Source organism: Luteibacter sp. NPDC104163, assembly GCF_055584245.1.
The window spans coordinates 56,138-72,068 of the sequence record NZ_JBVJMK010000008.1 but is presented as its reverse complement, the minus strand read 5'-3'; the positions used below and the strand labels follow the sequence as shown (position 1 = coordinate 72,068).

General features: G+C 66.0%; 18 protein-coding genes. 12 read left to right on the top strand and 6 right to left on the bottom strand.

The genetic code is table 11. From position 1 onward, the window contains the following. Window positions 1-127 precede the first annotated feature (127 nt). From ACZ6YI_RS11860 to ACZ6YI_RS11850, 3 genes are read left to right on the top strand one after another with little or no spacing between them, the layout of a single operon-like run. On the top strand, window positions 128-529 hold the full coding sequence (locus ACZ6YI_RS11860) for an MbcA/ParS/Xre antitoxin family protein (protein ID WP_440326884.1): 402 nt from the start codon (window positions 128-130) through the stop codon (window positions 527-529). Next, window positions 526-1,227, top strand: coding sequence for an RES family NAD+ phosphorylase (locus ACZ6YI_RS11855; RefSeq protein WP_465778837.1), 702 nt, complete (start codon window positions 526-528; stop codon window positions 1,225-1,227). Before ACZ6YI_RS11860 ends, ACZ6YI_RS11855 begins: the two co-directional genes overlap by 4 nt. A gap of 18 nt (window positions 1,228-1,245) precedes the next feature. Then, window positions 1,246-1,953: an SGNH/GDSL hydrolase family protein gene (locus ACZ6YI_RS11850; protein ID WP_465778836.1), complete on the top strand. Its 708-nt coding sequence runs from the start codon at window positions 1,246-1,248 to the stop codon at window positions 1,951-1,953. A gap of 258 nt (window positions 1,954-2,211) precedes the next feature. Here the strand turns inward: ACZ6YI_RS11850 and ACZ6YI_RS11845 are convergent, their stop codons facing one another. Together ACZ6YI_RS11845 and phhA are read right to left on the bottom strand one after the other, a co-directional pair. Further along, complete coding sequence (locus ACZ6YI_RS11845) at window positions 2,212-2,493, bottom strand: hypothetical protein (protein WP_440326889.1); 282 nt, start codon at window positions 2,491-2,493, stop codon at window positions 2,212-2,214. Between the two features lie 34 nt (window positions 2,494-2,527). Beyond that, on the bottom strand, window positions 2,528-3,415 hold the full coding sequence (gene phhA / locus ACZ6YI_RS11840) for a phenylalanine 4-monooxygenase (RefSeq protein ID WP_465778835.1): 888 nt from the start codon (window positions 3,413-3,415) through the stop codon (window positions 2,528-2,530). 140 nt (window positions 3,416-3,555) lie between these two features. Here phhA and ACZ6YI_RS11835 point away from each other — a divergent pair, with 140 nt between their 5' ends. The 9 genes from ACZ6YI_RS11835 to ACZ6YI_RS11795 all read left to right on the top strand — a co-directional run bounded on the left by ACZ6YI_RS11835 (window position 3,556) and on the right by ACZ6YI_RS11795 (window position 9,484). Beyond that, a complete protein-coding gene (locus tag ACZ6YI_RS11835; RefSeq protein ID WP_465778834.1) occupies window positions 3,556-4,038 on the top strand; it encodes an Lrp/AsnC family transcriptional regulator in 483 nt (160 codons plus the stop codon). Window positions 4,039-4,205: 167 nt separating this feature from the next. Further along, the gene (locus ACZ6YI_RS11830) at window positions 4,206-5,006 is read left to right on the top strand and encodes a lysophospholipid acyltransferase family protein (RefSeq protein WP_465778833.1); all 801 of its coding nucleotides are present in this window, start codon (window positions 4,206-4,208) and stop codon (window positions 5,004-5,006) included. Then, window positions 5,003-6,004, top strand: a complete 1,002-nt coding sequence (locus ACZ6YI_RS11825; RefSeq protein ID WP_465778832.1) for a YheT family hydrolase — start codon at window positions 5,003-5,005, stop codon at window positions 6,002-6,004. The genes ACZ6YI_RS11830 and ACZ6YI_RS11825 overlap by 4 nt, the downstream gene beginning before the upstream one ends. Before the next feature lie 55 nt (window positions 6,005-6,059). Then, window positions 6,060-6,710, top strand: coding sequence for a YbhB/YbcL family Raf kinase inhibitor-like protein (locus ACZ6YI_RS11820; protein WP_465778831.1), 651 nt, complete (start codon window positions 6,060-6,062; stop codon window positions 6,708-6,710). A 113-nt stretch (window positions 6,711-6,823) separates the two neighbouring features. Beyond that, window positions 6,824-6,988, top strand: a complete 165-nt coding sequence (locus tag ACZ6YI_RS11815) for a DUF1328 domain-containing protein (RefSeq protein ID WP_139978678.1) — start codon at window positions 6,824-6,826, stop codon at window positions 6,986-6,988. Between the two features lie 78 nt (window positions 6,989-7,066). Then, entirely contained in the window at window positions 7,067-7,489 is a 423-nt protein-coding gene (locus ACZ6YI_RS11810) for an ElaB/YgaM/YqjD family protein (protein WP_440323900.1), read from the top strand. Window positions 7,490-7,513: 24 nt separating this feature from the next. Further along, entirely contained in the window at window positions 7,514-7,996 is a 483-nt protein-coding gene (locus tag ACZ6YI_RS11805) for an ABC transporter ATP-binding protein (RefSeq protein ID WP_465778830.1), read from the top strand. A gap of 4 nt (window positions 7,997-8,000) precedes the next feature. Further along, the gene (locus ACZ6YI_RS11800) at window positions 8,001-8,318 is read left to right on the top strand and encodes a hypothetical protein (protein WP_440323897.1); all 318 of its coding nucleotides are present in this window, start codon (window positions 8,001-8,003) and stop codon (window positions 8,316-8,318) included. Beyond that, window positions 8,315-9,484: an AI-2E family transporter gene (locus ACZ6YI_RS11795; RefSeq protein ID WP_465778829.1), complete on the top strand. Its 1,170-nt coding sequence runs from the start codon at window positions 8,315-8,317 to the stop codon at window positions 9,482-9,484. Before ACZ6YI_RS11800 ends, ACZ6YI_RS11795 begins: the two co-directional genes overlap by 4 nt. Window positions 9,485-9,574: 90 nt before the next feature. On the opposite strand, the gene ACZ6YI_RS11790 is transcribed toward ACZ6YI_RS11795, so the two are convergent. The 4 genes from ACZ6YI_RS11790 to ACZ6YI_RS11775 all read right to left on the bottom strand — a co-directional run bounded on the left by ACZ6YI_RS11790 (window position 9,575) and on the right by ACZ6YI_RS11775 (window position 15,924). Then, window positions 9,575-10,408 (bottom strand): class I SAM-dependent methyltransferase, encoded by an 834-nt coding sequence (locus ACZ6YI_RS11790; protein ID WP_465778828.1) that lies wholly within the window; start codon window positions 10,406-10,408, stop codon window positions 9,575-9,577. 120 nt (window positions 10,409-10,528) lie between these two features. After that, window positions 10,529-11,302: an SDR family NAD(P)-dependent oxidoreductase gene (locus ACZ6YI_RS11785; RefSeq protein WP_465778827.1), complete on the bottom strand. Its 774-nt coding sequence runs from the start codon at window positions 11,300-11,302 to the stop codon at window positions 10,529-10,531. After that, window positions 11,299-12,732, bottom strand: coding sequence for an efflux transporter outer membrane subunit (locus ACZ6YI_RS11780; RefSeq protein WP_465778826.1), 1,434 nt, complete (start codon window positions 12,730-12,732; stop codon window positions 11,299-11,301). The genes ACZ6YI_RS11785 and ACZ6YI_RS11780 overlap by 4 nt, the downstream gene beginning before the upstream one ends. Window positions 12,733-12,735: 3 nt before the next feature. Beyond that, window positions 12,736-15,924, bottom strand: coding sequence for an efflux RND transporter permease subunit (locus ACZ6YI_RS11775; protein WP_465778825.1), 3,189 nt, complete (start codon window positions 15,922-15,924; stop codon window positions 12,736-12,738). Window positions 15,925-15,931 lie beyond the last annotated feature (7 nt).

The following is a 15,931-nucleotide window of genomic DNA, read 5'->3' as shown; positions in this document are numbered from 1 at the left end:
GTGGGAGCGCGCTTGCGCGCGATGGGGCGTGCCGCAAGCACCCATCGCGCGCAAGCGCGCTCCCACACACACACAAATCCTCCATAAATGGAGTAGACTGGTTCACAACTCCACAGGTGAAGTCACGATGCATCCTGCCATCCGAACCGAACCGAATGCCGGCGGCGACCTGGGCGGCCCCGCCCTCCGGGCGTTTTTCAGCCTGGCCGAGCACTGGAAGCTGAAGGGTGCCGAGCAGCGCACCCTGCTCGGCGATCCGCCGGAATCCACCTACTTCAAGTGGAAAAAGCAGCAGGATGGCGCGCCCTCGCGCGATGTCATCGAGCGGATCAGCTACTTGCTGGGCATCTGGAAAGACCTGCAGATCCTCTTCCCCGACCCGGTCCAGGCCGACGCCTGGGTACGCAAGGCGAACAACGCACCGCTCTTCGGCGGCCGCTCCGCGCTCGACCGCATGCTTTCCGGCAACGTCGCCGACCTCTACGTCGTCCGCCAGTACCTGGACGCGCAGCGCGGCTGGAACGGATGAGCGCCGCGCCGCCGCTCCGCAGGATCCGCTGGAGCCACGCCTACCGCATCGTTTCAAGCCGTTTCCCGCCCGTCGGCCTGTTCGATCGCATTGCCGACCCGCGCGATATCGACGCGGTCATGCAGGTCGAATCGCTGACTAACCCCCGCCTCCGCGACGAGATCGGCGCACTGAGCCTCGTGCCGCAGGAGCGGCGCATCAGCGGCCCGGGCACCAGTCCGGTCATGGCCGCCTTCGCACATATCGCGCCGGACGGCAGCCGTTTCTCCGATGGCCACTGGGGCGTTTTCTACGCCGCCCACACCGTGGCCACCGCCATCGAAGAGACCGTATTCCACCGCGAGGCCTTCATGGCCGCCACCCACGAGCCGCCCACCGACGTGCAGGTGCGTTGCTACCGCACGTCGATCGCGGGCAAGTTCCACGACATCCGCGGCGGCTGGGTCCCCGAGCACGATCCGGATTCGTACGTGGCGAGCGTCAGGCTGGCGCGCGAGCTGCGCGACGCGGGCTCCAACGGCATCGTGTACGACAGCGCCCGGCACGCGGGCGGCGAATGCATCGCCGCGTTTTACCCCGATGTGGTCGCACCCTGCACGCAGGCCGAACATTTTATTTACCGCTGGAACGGGCAACGCATCGAAGCCGTACTCAAGGTGACTCCCGTGGAGCGGCACGGTTTGTCCCGCGATACCTAAACGGGTTACGGTCGGGGCATGAAACGCCTGACGATCCTCCTCACCCTGCTGTTCCTCGCCTTTGGCGCCGCTGCAAAGGATAACGACCACGCAAAGTGGGAGCCCGACATCCAGGCCTTCGAGGCCGCGGATAAAGCCGCACCGCCCCCGCAGCACGCCGTGCTCTTCATCGGCAGCTCGTCGATCCGCCTGTGGCAGGGCCTCGACTCGGACTTCGCTGGTTACAAAGTGATCAACCGCGGTTTCGGCGGCTCCGATCTCGACGACTCCACGGCGTTTGCCGACCGCATCGTCAAGCCGTACCACCCGGCGGCCATCGTGGTGTACGCCGGCGACAACGACCTGCAGAACGGCGATACGCCGGAGCAGGTGCGGGATGATTTCACCGCGTTCGTCGCGAAGGTCCGCTCGTACGATGCCGAAGTGCCGATCGCCTTCATCTCGATCAAGCCCAGCATCGCCCGGTTCAACCTGTTGCCGAATATCGACCGGGCGAACCAGCTGGTGCGCGACCAGGCGATGAAGGAAAAAGGCGTCGCCTTCCTGGATGTCGCCCCCGCCATGGTGGACGCAAACGGCAAGCCGAAGGCCGAACTCTTCATGGAAGACGGCCTGCACATGAACCCGAAGGGCTATGCGCTATGGGTCGCCCAGGTGCGCCCGTGGCTCGCGGACCACGCGATGGCCGCGCAAGTTAAACAGACGCCAAACGAAGCCGGTAAGTAGTACGGGAACTTCACGGCCCAGCCCTTATCTAAGTATTCGATCGCTGCGAAGCGACCTGTTGGTAATCGGCGGAGAGACTGGCCGACTGATTATCCCGGGTCCCGCTATTTCCCCTGATAGCCTGGACCCGACGCGACCCCGGCAGCTCCTCCCCTGGCTGCCGGGGTTTTATTTTGCCTGGAGGAAATGTCCGGACAAAAAAATAACGGGCCGGCTTTCGCCGACCCGTCGTCGCTTGCTCCATGCCGTCAGAACGGCTTACCCGCGCAGGCGCCCCGCGTAGGGGCGAATGGACGTATCGAACGCCCGCCATACGCCATCGTTGCCTTCGATGTTCAACACGATATCGGAATCCGCGCGGGCCGCCTCGATGCGGCGTGCCTCGGTGAACGCACATTCCAGGGCGTCATCGCGCGAGCAGAACTCGCCGTATTCAGCCTCGTTCTTTTGCAGGAGCCAGAGGCCGGGCCCTACCGATTCAAACGGAATATCGAAGACAACCACGATGGATCCACCCTGTTCGACCTTGGATGGTTCCATCGTAGGGGGACGTTCGTTAGGCCGCCGTTGAGTTTCAGTTGTCTTCGCCGGAAGCGAAGCCCTCGCGGGTGCCGCGCTGGAACACCTTGTCGTCGGCCAGCACCGCGGCGGCCGCCACCGGCGAACCATGCGAAAGCTTTTCGTAGATCGGCGTAAAGTCCGGACCTGTCGCCTCGAACAGCTGGTCAAAGCTGTCGATGACGAAGTAGGTCTGCTGGTACGTATCGATCCGGTACTTCGTATTCATCACCCGCTCCAGGCCGAAGCCGATGCGGTTGGGTGCCGCCGAATCGATGGAGTAGACCGACTCGCCCTTGGAGCTGACGATGCCCGCGCCGTAGATGCGCATGCCTTCCGGCGTGTTGATCAGGCCGAACTCCACCGTGTACCAGTACAGGCGCGTAAGGTTCATCAGCGCTTCGGGGCCGATCGCGTGGGCCTTCATGCCGCCCTTGCCGTAGGCCTGCATGTAGTCGGCGAACACCGGGTTGAGCAGCAGCGGCACGTGGCCGAACAGGTCGTGGAACAGGTCGGGCTCGGAGAGGTAGTCGAGCTGGTCGGCTTTGCGGATCCACCAGCTGACCGGGAAGCGGCGGTTGGCCAGGTGGTCGAAGAACACCTCGTCGGGCAGCAGGCCTTCGACGGCCACGATCTCCCAGCCGGTTGCCTCGCCGAGCACCTTGTTCAGGTCGTCGAAGCGCGGAATCCCGCCTTCACCGAAGCCGAAGCGCTCCACGCCTTCAAGGAATTCCTTGCAGGCGTACGCGGGCAGCAGTTCGCGCTGGCGCTTGTAGAGGGTGTCCCACACCTCGTGGTCGGTCTTCGAATAGCTCGCCCACGGCTGCTCCACGGTGCCGGTCGCATAGACGGGCACGTATCCGCGATCGGTCTGCTGGTGTTCGACGCGACGGGGGGTGTCCATGGCGGGCCTCCTTGGGGCTGCAGCGGTGGTGGAATAACACCAGCTTAGGCGTAATCGGGCGCAATGGGGTTGTGTTATTGCACGCCACGAGGATATGTGTGCAATGATGTTGCGCACTGGATCGATACAGCGGAACAATCATGCAAGGCACCCTCGATCGCACCGACCTGAGGATCCTGGCCACCCTCCAGGCGAACGGCCGCATCAGCAACGCCGAGCTGGCCGCCGAGGTCAATCTCTCCCCGTCCGCGTGCCTGCGCCGGGTGCAGCGGCTGGAGGGCGACGGGATCATCGCGGGCTATGGCGCCCGGCTGGAGCCGCGGGCGATCGGGCTGGGCTTGCAGGCCTTCGTCCGTGTCCAGCTCTCCCGGCATGAAAGCGATGCCGTCGCCGCGTTCTCCGCGACCGTCGCCGACTGGGACGAAGTCGTCGCCTGCCACGCGCTCACCGGCGACATGGACTACCTGCTCCAGGTCTACGTGGCCGACCTCGACGGCTTCTCCGCCTTCCTCCTCGACCGCCTGCTCAACGCCGCCGGCGTGGCCGACGTGAACACCAGCTTCGTCCTGCGTACGGTCAAAGCCAGCACCGCCCTGCCGCTAGGCAACGCCCGCCAGGCCTGACCCGGCCCGCCCTCTGTGGGAGCGCGCTTGCGCGCGATAGGAGGGTGCCGCAAGCCCCATCGCGCGCAAGCGCGCTCCCACAACGGTGTGCCAACGCCCGGTTGTTTAAGGGAAAATTAAGAACGCTCTAGCGAAGGGATCCGCGCGTCGTTAATCTTGTGCGCTCCATGGAAGCCGCCACCGCCAATCCCGCCCCACGCGACCGCATGCGCCCGTTGCGCTACCTGTGGCGCGTGCCGCTGGTTATCGCGCATATCGTCTTCGCGATCTTTATCTGCGCGTTCATCCTGAGCTGGTCCAACGCCGTCATGAAGAACGGTCGCGAGCCGTTCGCCCACCGGGCCATCCGCCTCTGGTCGACCTGGCTGCTGCGGATCTTCGGCTTCACCGTTTATCGCAAGGGCACGCCGCTACCGGATGCCGTCCTGTTCGTGGCCAACCACACGTCGTGGCTGGACATCGTGCTCCTGCATTCCCAGCGCGCCGCCTGCTTCGTCGCCAAGGCCGAGATCGCGCGCTGGCCGCTGGTCGGCTGGATGGCCGCGAAGGGTGGCACCATCTTCCATCGCCGCGGCAACAACCATTCCCTGGCATCGGTCATGGCGGTCATGGTCGAGCGCCTGCAGGCTGGCCGCTCGGTCGCGGTGTTCCCGGAAGGGGGCACCGGCCACAACGGCGTGCTCCGCGTCTTCCATGCCCGCATCTTCCAGGCCGCGCTCGATGCCGAGGTCCCGGTGCAGCCGGTGGCCTTGCGCTTCGCCAGCCAGGGCCGTCGCGTCATCGATGCCGGCTTCCGCGAGCGCGAGAGCTTCGTCGGCAATATCGTGCGCCTGCTCGGCGGCCCGCCGCTCGACGTGGAGGTGCATTTCCTCGAACCCGTGGCCGTCTCTGCCGATGGCCGCCGGCGCATGGCCGAGACCGCGCGTGAGCGCATCGCGCTGGCGCTGGATACCGACACGCCGGCATGAACCTGCCGCGGGGGGCCGATTTCCATCCACCCTGGCCGCTGCGCAGCGGCCATATCCAGACCATGCTCTCCTCCAGCGGCGTGCGTCGCCGGCTGCTGCCGAAGCGCGCGCACCAGGTGCAGGAAGATGCGCGGGAAGTACTGGTCGACGTCGGCCATGGCGATCGCCTCAGCGGGCGATACACCGCGCAGGCTACGGGCCGCGAATCGCGCGGCCTCGCCATCCTGTTCCATGGCTGGGAAGGCAGCGTCGATTCCACCTACGTCCTGCAGACCGGCAGCCGCCTGCTGGAAGACGGCTGGGACATCTTCCGCCTGAACTTCCGCGACCACGGCGATAGCCACGGCCTGAACGAAGCGCTGTTCCACTCGTGCCGTATCGATGAAGTCGTCGTGGCCCTGGGCGAAATCTGCCGCATGTTCCCGGCACGGGCGACGGGCCTGGCTGGCTTCTCGCTCGGCGGCAATTTCGCGCTGCGCGCCGCGATGCTCGCCACGCGGGAAGCGGTGCCGCTGGATTACGTGCTTGCGATCTGCCCGATCATCGATCCGGCGGAAGGTTTGTTCTCGCTGGAAAGCGATGCGCCCTGGATCTACCAGGCGTACTTCATGCGCAAGTGGCGCCGTTCCCTACGCCAGAAGCAGCAGGCCTTCCCGACGCAGACCTATTTCGAGCTGGACGAGCTCAACCAGAACATGCGCGACCTCACGCGCTCGCTCGTGCTGCGCCACACCGATTTCGGCTCGCTCGAGGCGTACCTCGATGGTTACTCGGTGGCGGGCGATCGCCTGAAGGGGCTGCACATCCCGGCCACGATCCTTACCTCGCGCGATGATCCCGTCATCCCGGTGGCCGCATTCGACCAGCTCGACCTGCCGCCGAACGTGGAGCTCGATATCGCTAACTACGGCGGCCACTGCGGTTTCATCCGCGATTTCGGCATGACCAGTTTCACCGACGACTACATTGCCGCCCGGTTCGACGCCATCGCCCGCTGACCTCGCCTTCGCATCGGCGGTGCCACGCTGGGCCCTGAAGTAAACGGAGAGAAGCATGCGACTCAACAGCGACAGCATCCAGCACGGCAAGCCGGTACCGGAGAAGAACGCGTTCATGGGGCCCGCGCCGGCACCGGAACACCTCAAGCCCGGCGGCAACGCGACCCCGCACCTGGCGTGGACCGAGGTGTCGGACAAGGCGAAGTCGTTCGTCATCGCGGTCATCGATACGGACGTGCCCTCGAAGCCGGATGACGTCAACGTGGAAGGCCGTGAGGTGCCGCGCAACCTGCCGCGCGTGGAGTTCGTCCACTGGCTCATGGCCAACATCCCGCTGGAATGCCGCGAGCTTGCCGAAGGCGCTTGTGGCGAGGGCATCGTTCCCCGCGGCAAGGGCAACGGCAGGATCAAGGATGACCTGGTCGGTCCGCCGGGCTCGGTCCAGGGGCTCAACAGCTACACCGGCTGGTTCAAGGGCGATCCGGACATGGAAGGCCATTACCACGGCTATGATGGCCCGTGCCCGCCGTGGAACGACTCCATCGTCCATCACTACCACTACCATGTGTATGCGCTGGACGTGCCGTCGGTACCGCTCGAGAACGGCTTCAACCTTGAAGAGTTGCGCGATGTCATCAAGGGCCACGTCGTCGATGAGGCCGTGATCACCGCCACCTATTCGCTCAACCCGAAAGTGAAGGCGTGACGGCCGGGTGAAAACGATGGCTGAACGAATCGACAAGTAACGGCGCGGCGTTTCACGCAGCATGCGCGGGGCGCGAGACTAAATGGTCCCGCGCACACACGGGAGGCTCCACCATGCTGCACTACGCCCTGGTTTTCCTTGTCATCGCCATCATCGCGGCCATCTTCGGCTTCGGTGGCATCGCTGGTACGGCGGCTGGCATCGCGAAGATCCTATTCATCATCTTCCTGATCCTGGCGATCATCTCGTTCTTCCGCGGCCGCGGCCCCAGGGTCTGACCCCGCCTCGCAACCACCTCAACGTCACTTTCCCCGTCCTACCCTCTGCAACCCACCATCCGACTACCGGAGACCGCCATGACCAAGCCCGACGACCACGTCGCCAACGTCGCCAATGCCGCCGCGAACACCGTGTCGGCCGCCGCGCGCATCGAAGAGCGCGCCGAGCGGGTGAAGCAGGCGACCACCGATGCCGTGGACCGCACGCGCGATGCCGTGGACCGCGCTACCGACCGCACGAAGGATGCGGTGGACCGCGCCGCCGACCGCGTCGAATCGGGCCTGCACAACGCGACGGACCGTGCCGCGCACGGTGCCACGCGCGCCGCCGAGAAGGCTGAAGAGGCCAAGCTCCGCGCGAACGAGGCCTATGACGACGCCGTTGAGAAGGCCAACGACTGGCTGGATGTCGCCCGCGAATACGTGCGCGAGAAGCCGGTACAGTCGATCGCGCTGGCCGTGGCGGCCGGCTGGCTCGCCGGCCGTATCCTGCGTAACTGATCGGCCGCGCCCGGGGGATGATTCATGCTGGATGACGGAGCCTCGGGGCAGGACCCGGTGGGTGAGCCGAAGCCGGGAGACGAGGCGCCCAAGGGGCCTGCATTCGCGATGCCGGCGTGGGTCGACGACCTGCGCCGTCTTGGCGTCGGGCTGAAGCATCTTTTCAGTGCCCAGCTGAGCCTCGCCGCGGCCGAGGTTGGCCTGGCCCGGAGTGGCATCGTCATGATGCTGTTCATGGGCCTCGCCGCCATTACGTTTGCGGTCGGCCTCGGCTTTACCTTGCTGGCGCTGGCCGGTTGGGGCCTGGCGCAGTGGTTCGGTTCCTGGGCCTGGGCGCTGGCCGCGCTCGCCGGCCTGCAGGTGATCCTGCTGCTCCTGGCCATCCTGGTCTTCCGCCACGGCATGCGCTGGCTTACCCTGCCGGCCACCCGCGCCGAACTCGCCACCCTGGCGAAGCAGGCGGCGGCGCAGGGCAAGGCCGAAGGTGAACTTCGCGACAGGGGTTGAAACGATGGGTATTTTCCGCAGCATGGCCAAGGTGACCGAGGCGCGCGCCCGCGTCGCCGTCGCGCGTGCCGAAGCCGTCGAACCCGCCGCCGCGCTGATCGCCCGCGGCTACGAACATCCACTGACCGTGCTTGGCCTCGCCGCCGGGTCCGGTTTCCTCCTTAGCAGCGTCAAGGTGAACCCGCTCGGCGTGCCGGGCGTCAGCAACCTCGTGGCGGGTGGCACGGCCGACCTCGTCGGCAAGATCGTGTCCATCGCTGCCGGTAGCTTCCTCGGCGAAATGGCTGGCGATGCGGCCGATGCCGCCGACGAGACCCCGTGAACGAACCGCCCAACCCTCTTCCTGCTCCTGTCCCGTCCGCACCCATCGCGGCGCCAGGCATCGCTGTCTCGACACTGGCCGTCACGCCCTCGCGCCGCAAGCCCGGCAGTGGCCGCAGCACCCGGCGCATTTCGCGCCATCTCCGCGCGATCCGGATTGGCCTGACCGGCCTGATCCTGCTGGCGCTGCTGTATACGATCGCGATCTCGAAGTCCCTGCTGGTGCCGCTGGTGCTGGCGGGCTTCATCGGGCTGGCATTGAACCCGATCGTCGCCGCCGCCGCGCGCTGGCGTATCCCGCGCTGGCTGGCGGCCGTGGTCGTCATGCTGCTGCTCGGTACGGGGCTCGTCACCGCCGTGAGTACGCTCTCGACGCCAGCGCTTAACTGGTTCCACGACGCACCCGCGGCGATGCGAGCGTTCGCGCCCAAGATCAAGCCGATGACCCAGCAGATCGAGGCGGCAAGCCGCGCGACGCAGACGCTGGCCGGTGGCGTGGTAACGCGGAACTCGCAGCAGCCCAACACATTTTCTTTCACGGCGTGGGACATCGTCGCGACCGCGCCGAAGATCATCGCCAGTGTGCTCACCGTCGCGCTGCTGGTGTTCTTCTTCCTGGTGTACGGCGACGAGATCCTGCGGCGCGCGGTGGAGATATCACCGACCTTCGCCTATAAGCGGCATACCGTCAGCATCGTACGCAGCATCCAGGTCGAGGTATCGAGCTACCTGCTGCTGACCGCGGCCATCAACGTGACGCTCGGCATGGTCACCTCGGCCATGCTCTATCTTTACGGCGTGCCCGACCCGCTGTTGTGGGGCTGCTTCGCCACCGTCGCCAACTTCATTCCTTACGTCGGCGCCATCAGCACGACCACCGTGCTGGCCGTCGTGGGCGCGTTGCACTTCCAGGAACTGGGCCCCGCGCTGTTGCCGGCCGCCACGTTTGCCGGCATCACGGCCGTGGAAGGGAACATGATCACCCCGATGCTGCAGGGCCGCCGCTCGCGCCTGTCGCCCGTGGCGATCCTGCTATGGCTGCTGATCTGGGGCTGGATCTGGGGCATCCCCGGCGCGATCCTCGCCGTGCCGATGCTTACCTGCGTGAAACTCATCACCGCGAAACTCCGCGGCTGGGAATGGTTCGCGCACATCATTTCCCGCTAGCGAACATCTTGTGGGAGTGAGCTTGCGAACGATGGGGTCGCGTAAGAGCATCGTTCGCAAGCTCACTCCCACAGGCCGCTTGTCGCGTTCCTACGAAGGCCGGCTACCTGTCACGAGGGTAAACGTCTGCAGGAAGTGGAAATCCGGCCGGGCGAGGGCGAACGCCTCGTCCGCTGGATCGCACAGGCGGACAAGCATCGCGTAGTCAGCGGCATCCATGTACGGCTGCAGCCGCGCACCCCATGAGTCGCGAAACAGGGTCTCGACGATGTAACGCTCGTCCCCTGGCTGCACGGGTGAGATGCGGTCGATGGCGAAGGTCGTCGCTCGCACATCATGGAAACCGGTAGCGCGGAGTAATCCGACGTTGGCGCGCACCGCAGCGAGGCCACGCTCGTCGACGGCGTACCTTTCGCGGTAATACGCACGCACCGCCTCGTTCACGACGCGCTCCAGCCGCGCATCCCAGGCGAAACACATGTCGGGAAGGAAGGAACTCTGGCCGAGCGCGATACGCCCGCCCGGGCGGAGGAGCGAGCCGAGGACGCGGATGCCGTCGAGCGGCGAGCGCAGGTGGTTGACGACGTTGACCGACCAGATCGCGTCGAACGTGCCGCCCATGAAGGGCGGCTCCAGCAGGTCGGCCTGGATGGCGCCATCGCCGGCCGCATGGACATGCGCGACCGCGAGATCCATGCCCACGACGGTACCCGTCGGGCCCACCTCGGCGCCGAGCCATGCGAGCGCCTCACCTGTACCGCAGCCGGCATCCAGCACGCGCATGCCCGGGCGCAGCCCGAGGGTGCGGATGGCCGCGCGTAGCTCCGGCTCCGCAAACGCGTTGAAGCTGCGGAGCTTCCCGCTGTAATCGCGGGCGGTGCTGTCGCCAAGCAAACCACGGGCTGGGAGGGCATTCACGCTCATGCGAGGTGAGTGCCCGCGAGTCACCGCCCGGTTGTATGGATCTTTTCTCTTGTGGGAGTGAGCTTGCGAACGATGCTCCCCCGCGGACCCATCGCTCGCAAGCTCACTCCCACAACTGCATTACCAGGCAATGCGCGCCCTATCGCGGTAGAAATCGCCGGTGCCGGCTTCCTGCTCGTTGACCAGCGCGGCCCAGACCACGCCCTCGGCGCTCTCCGCGACGGGGCGCCCGCCGGCGCCGCCCATGTCGGTCGCCGTCCAGCCGGGGCAGACGGCGTTGATCAGGATGCCGCTGCCCTGGGTTTCCTTCGCGATGACCTGGGTGTACGCATTGAGCGCCGCTTTCGAAATCCGGTACGCCGGTGCCTTGTCGCCGCACATCGCGTGCACCGCGCACTCGCTGGAGATGTTCACAACGCGTCCGTAACCGTGGCGGCGCATGAGCGGCAGAGCCGCCGCGGTGAGCGACCATGCGCCGAGCAGGTTCACGTCCAGCGCGCCGCGGATGTTGGTGAGGTCGCCATCCGCGGACTTGCCGGTGTGGTCGAAGTAACCGCCGGCGTTGTTGATCAGGATATCGAGGCGGCCGTACTTGCCCTCGATCTGCGCTATGGCCGCGTCGACATCACGCGGCTTCGTCACATCCAGTTTCACGGCAAACGCATCGCCGCCGAGCTCGCGCACGGCCTTCAGGGCCTTGTCGCCCTTGGAGGGCTCGCGCATGCCCATGAACACGGTGATGCCTAGCGCGGCGAGCTGCTTCGATACCTCCAGCCCGATGCCGCGGCTCGCGCCGCTCACCAGCGCGATGCGCTGGCTGAGCGGCGGATCCATGGCGAGGGTTGACGGCCGTTTGGACCGCACCGGCAGGCGGTGGACCTTCGCGCTGCTCATGGCACCTTCGCAACCTCGCTGCACGAGGTATCACCGCAGGCTTCCCAGCCACCGCCAAGCGCCTTGTACAGCTGCACGGCGCGGACGTTGATCGCGGCTTCCGCTTCGGCGAGCTGGTCCTCCGCCGAGAGCTGCGTGCGCTCGGCATCGAGGAGCTCGAGGTAATCCGTGCGGCCAGCGTCGTAGCGGAGCTTCGCCAGCTCCGCCGCACGGCGGCTTTCCTTCGCCTGCACGAGCAGCTTCTCGACGCGTTCGCGCTGTTGGTTGAAACCGACCAGCGAGTTGTCCACGTCCTCGAGGGCGGTGAGCACGGTGCGGTCGTAGTTGGCGCGCGCTTCCTCAGCACGCGCCTTCGCACCCTTCACGCCGGACGCCACGCGCTGCACGTTGAGGCCCTGCCAGGAGATGCTCGGCGCGAGCGACCATGCACGCGAATCCGCGCCACCGAAGTCGTTGCTCCGTCCGGCGAGGAAGCCGATGAAGCCGCCCAGCGAGATGTGCGGGAACCAGTCGGCCTTGGCGACACCGATGCGTGCGTTCGCCGCGGCAAGCTCACGCTCCGCGATCCGGATATCCGGACGACGCGAAAGCACGTCGTCGGCACCGCCGATCGCGAGGCTGACATCGATCGGCTTGAACGTCGCGGGCGAGAGATCGATGTCGAGATCGCCCGGACGTGCGCCGAGCAGCACCGCGATGCGGAACTGGTCGGCCGACGCCTGGGTCTCGAGCACCGGCAGCTGCGCTTCGACCGAGGCGAGGCGGGCCTTCGCGCTGGCGAGGTCCTGCTCGGCACCGGTGCCGACATCGACACGGGCCTGGATCACCTTCAGCGAATCCTGCTGGTTGGCGATATCGCGCTTCGCGACATCGATACGCAGCTGCGTGCCGCGCAGGTCGAAGTAGTTGCGCGCCACTTCGGCGAACAGCGTGACCTGCGCATCCTGCACCGACGCCTCGCCGGCGGCGGCATCGGCGCGCGCGGCTTCCACCGAGCGGCGGATGCCACCGAACAGATCAAGCTCCCAGGCGGCATCGAAGCCCGCCTGGTACGCCGTCGTGGTCACGCGCTGGTCGGTGAACCCGGGCTGCTGTTCGCGGCTACGGGTGTACGACACGCCCGTGTTGATATCCGGGATCTGCTGCGATTTCGCCGTGCCGAGCGCCGCGCGCGCCTGGTTGAGGCGGGCGAGGGCGATCTTCAGGTCGGGCGCGTTCGTGGCCGCGCGCTGGATAAGGCTATCCAGCGTCGGGTCACCGAACTGCTTCCACCACTGCGCCTGGAAGTTACCGCTGGTCTGCTGCGTGGCATCGACGCCCTGCAGCGTGACCGGGGCTTCTTTCGGCGCGTGGTAATCGGGGCCCACGCTCGCGCAACCGGCGAGGACGAGGGCCGCGAACAGGGCCGTGGAACGGAAGAGCGTTTTCATGGATCAGACCTCACGAGCCGCGTGTTCGAGGAGGCGGCGCTCGCGGCGAGCGGCACGCTTCGCTTCGGAGCGTTCATTCCAGGCGCGGATCAGCACGTAGAAGAGCGGGGTGAAGATCAGGCCGAAGAAGGTCACGCCGAGCATGCCGGCGAACACGGCGACACCCATGGCGTGGCGCATCTCCGCGCCGGCACCGTGCGACGTCACCAGCGGGACGACGCCCATGATGAAGGCGAACGACGTCATCAGGATCGGGCGCAGTCGCAGGCGAGCCGCTTCCAGCACGGCGTCCACGCGGTTCATGCCTTCGATCTCGGCCTCGCGGGCGAACTCGACAATCAGGATCGCGTTCTTGCACGCCAGGCCCACCAGCACGATCAGGCCGATCTGGGTGAAGATGTTGTTGTCGCCGCCGGTCAGGATCACGCCGGTGATCGCCGAGAGCAGCACCATCGGCACGATCAGGATCACCGCCAGCGGCAGGCTCAGGCTTTCGTACAGCGAAGCCAGCACCAGGAACACGAGCAGCACGGAGAGCGGGAACACCAGCACCGCCGTGTTGCCGGCGAGGATCTGCTGGTAGGTCAGCTCGGTCCACTCGTAGGTCATGCCGTTCGGCAGGTTCGACTGGACGAGCTTCTCCATCGCCGCCTGGGCCTGGCCGGTGCTGTAACCCGGTGCCGCGCCACCGTTGATCTCGGCGGTGGGGTAGCCGTTGTAGTGCTGCACGCGATCCGGGCCATTGCTCTGGCGCACGGTGAGGAACGAGCCCAGCGGCACGAGATCACCCGCGGCGTTGCGCGTCTTCAGGTTGGCGACATCCGACGGCTCGTGGCGGAAGCCCGGCTCGGCGGAAACGTTCACCTGGTACGTGCGGCCGAAGCGGTTGAAGTCGTTCACGTACAGTGAGCCGAGGTAGGCCGCCATGGTCTGGAACACGTCACCCAGGTCGATGCCTTCCGACTTCGCCTTCTCGCGATCGATATCCGCATCGTACTGCGGCACGCTCACCTGGTAGCTGGTGAACAGGTGGGCCAGTTCGGGCGTCTTCTGGCTCTGCGCGATGATGCCCTGGGTCTGCTTGAACAGTTCCTCGAAGCCCATGTCGCCGCGGTCTTCGATCTGCATGCGGAAACCGCCGATCGTGCCCAGGCCATTCACCGGCGGGGGCGGGAAGATCGCGATGTACGCATCCTGGATCGAGGCGAACTGACCGTTGAGGCGGGCAGCGATCGCTTCGGCGGAGAGATCCTTCGAACGGCGCTCCTCGAACGGCTTGAGCGTGACGAAGACGATGCCGGCGTTGGTGCTGTTGGTGAAGCCGTTGATCGACAGGCCCGGGAACTGTACGGCGCTTTCGACGCCCGGATCCTTCAGCGCGATATCGCCCATGCGGCGGATCACGCCTTCGGTACGGTCGAGCGATGCCGCGTCGGGCAGCTGCGCGAACGACACCAGGTACTGCTTGTCCTGGGTCGGCACGAAGCCGGTCGGGGTCTTGCTGAAGCCGAACACGCCCAGGGCGACGAGGCCGGCATACAGCACCAGCACCACGGCCGAGAAGCGCAGGATCTTCTTTACGCCACCGACGTAACCGTGCGCAGCCTTCTCGAACGTACGGTTGAACGGGCGGAACAGCCAGCCGAGGCTGCGGTCCATCCACACGGTGAGCCTGTCCTTCGGTTCGTCACGGCCCTTAAGCAGGATCGCGGCGAGGGCCGGGGAAAGCGTCAGCGAATTGAACGCCGAGATCACGGTGGAGATGGCGATCGTCAGCGCGAACTGGCGATAGAACTGGCCAGTGAGGCCGCTGATGAAGGCAGCGGGCACGAACACGGCGCACAGCACGAGGGCCGTGGCCACGATGGGCCCGGTGACCTCGGTCATGGCCTGGCGCGTGGCCATCTTCGGATCGAGCCCGTGCTCGATATGGCGTTCCACGTTCTCCACAACCACGATCGCATCGTCGACGACGATACCGATAGCGAGCACGAGGCCGAACAGCGATAGCGCGTTCAGCGAGAAGCCCGCGATGTACATGATCGCGAACGTACCGATCAGCGAGACCGGCACCGCCACGAGCGGGATGATCGATGCGCGCCACGTCTGCAGGAACAGGATCACCACGAGCACGACCAGGATGATCGCCTCGAACAGCGTGTGCACCACGGCCTCGATCGAACCGCGCACGAACACGGTGGGGTCGTAGACGATGGAGTAATCAACGCCCTGCGGGAACTCCTTCTTCAGCGTCGCCATTTCCGAACGCACTTCATCCGAGATGGCGATGGCGTTCGAGCCCGGGCGCTGGAAAATGGGGATCGCGACGGCTTCCTTGTTGTTGAGGAGGCTGCGCAGCGCGTAGTTGTTCGAGCCCAGTTCCACGCGCGCGACATCGCGCAGGTGGGTGACCGAGGCGCCGTCGCTGCGAACGATGATGTTGGAGAAGTCATCCTCGGTGATCAGGCGGCCACGCGTGTTGATGTTCACCTGGAACGCGTTGCTGTTCGGGCCCGGGGGTGCATTCAGCGCGCCGGCCGCGACCTCGATGTTCTGCTCGCGGATCGTGTTGACGACATCACCGGTGGTGAGGTTGCGGATGGCCAGCTGCTCCGGGTTCATCCAGATGCGCATGCTGTACTCACCGGCGCCGAACAGCTGCACGTCGCCGACGCCGTCCAGGCGGGCGAGCTGGTCCTTGATGCGCGTGCGGGCATAGTTCGATAGGTAGAGCATGTCGTAACGGTTATCCGGCGACGTGAGATGCACGACCATGGTCAGGTCGGGCGAGCTCTTCGTCGTCGTGACGCCGAGGCGCTGCACTTCCTCCGGCAGGCGCGGCTGCGCCTGGGCGACGCGGTTCTGCACCTGCACCTGGGCGTTATCCAGGTCGGTGCCGAGGGCGAAGGTGACGGTGAGCGTCATCGCGCCATCGCTGGTCGACTGCGAGGAGGTGTAGAGCATGCCTTCCACGCCGTTGATCTGTTCTTCCAGCGGCGTGGCGACGGTTTCGGCGATGGTCTTGGGGTTGGCACCCGGGTAGGTCGCCTTCACCACGACGGTGGGCGGCACCACTTCCGGGTATTCGCTGATCGGTAGCTTGAACACGGCGATACTGCCCGCGATCAGGAAGAGCACCGATAGCACGCCCGCGAGGATCGGGCGTTCTACGAAGAATTGAGCGATTTTCATGGGAGGA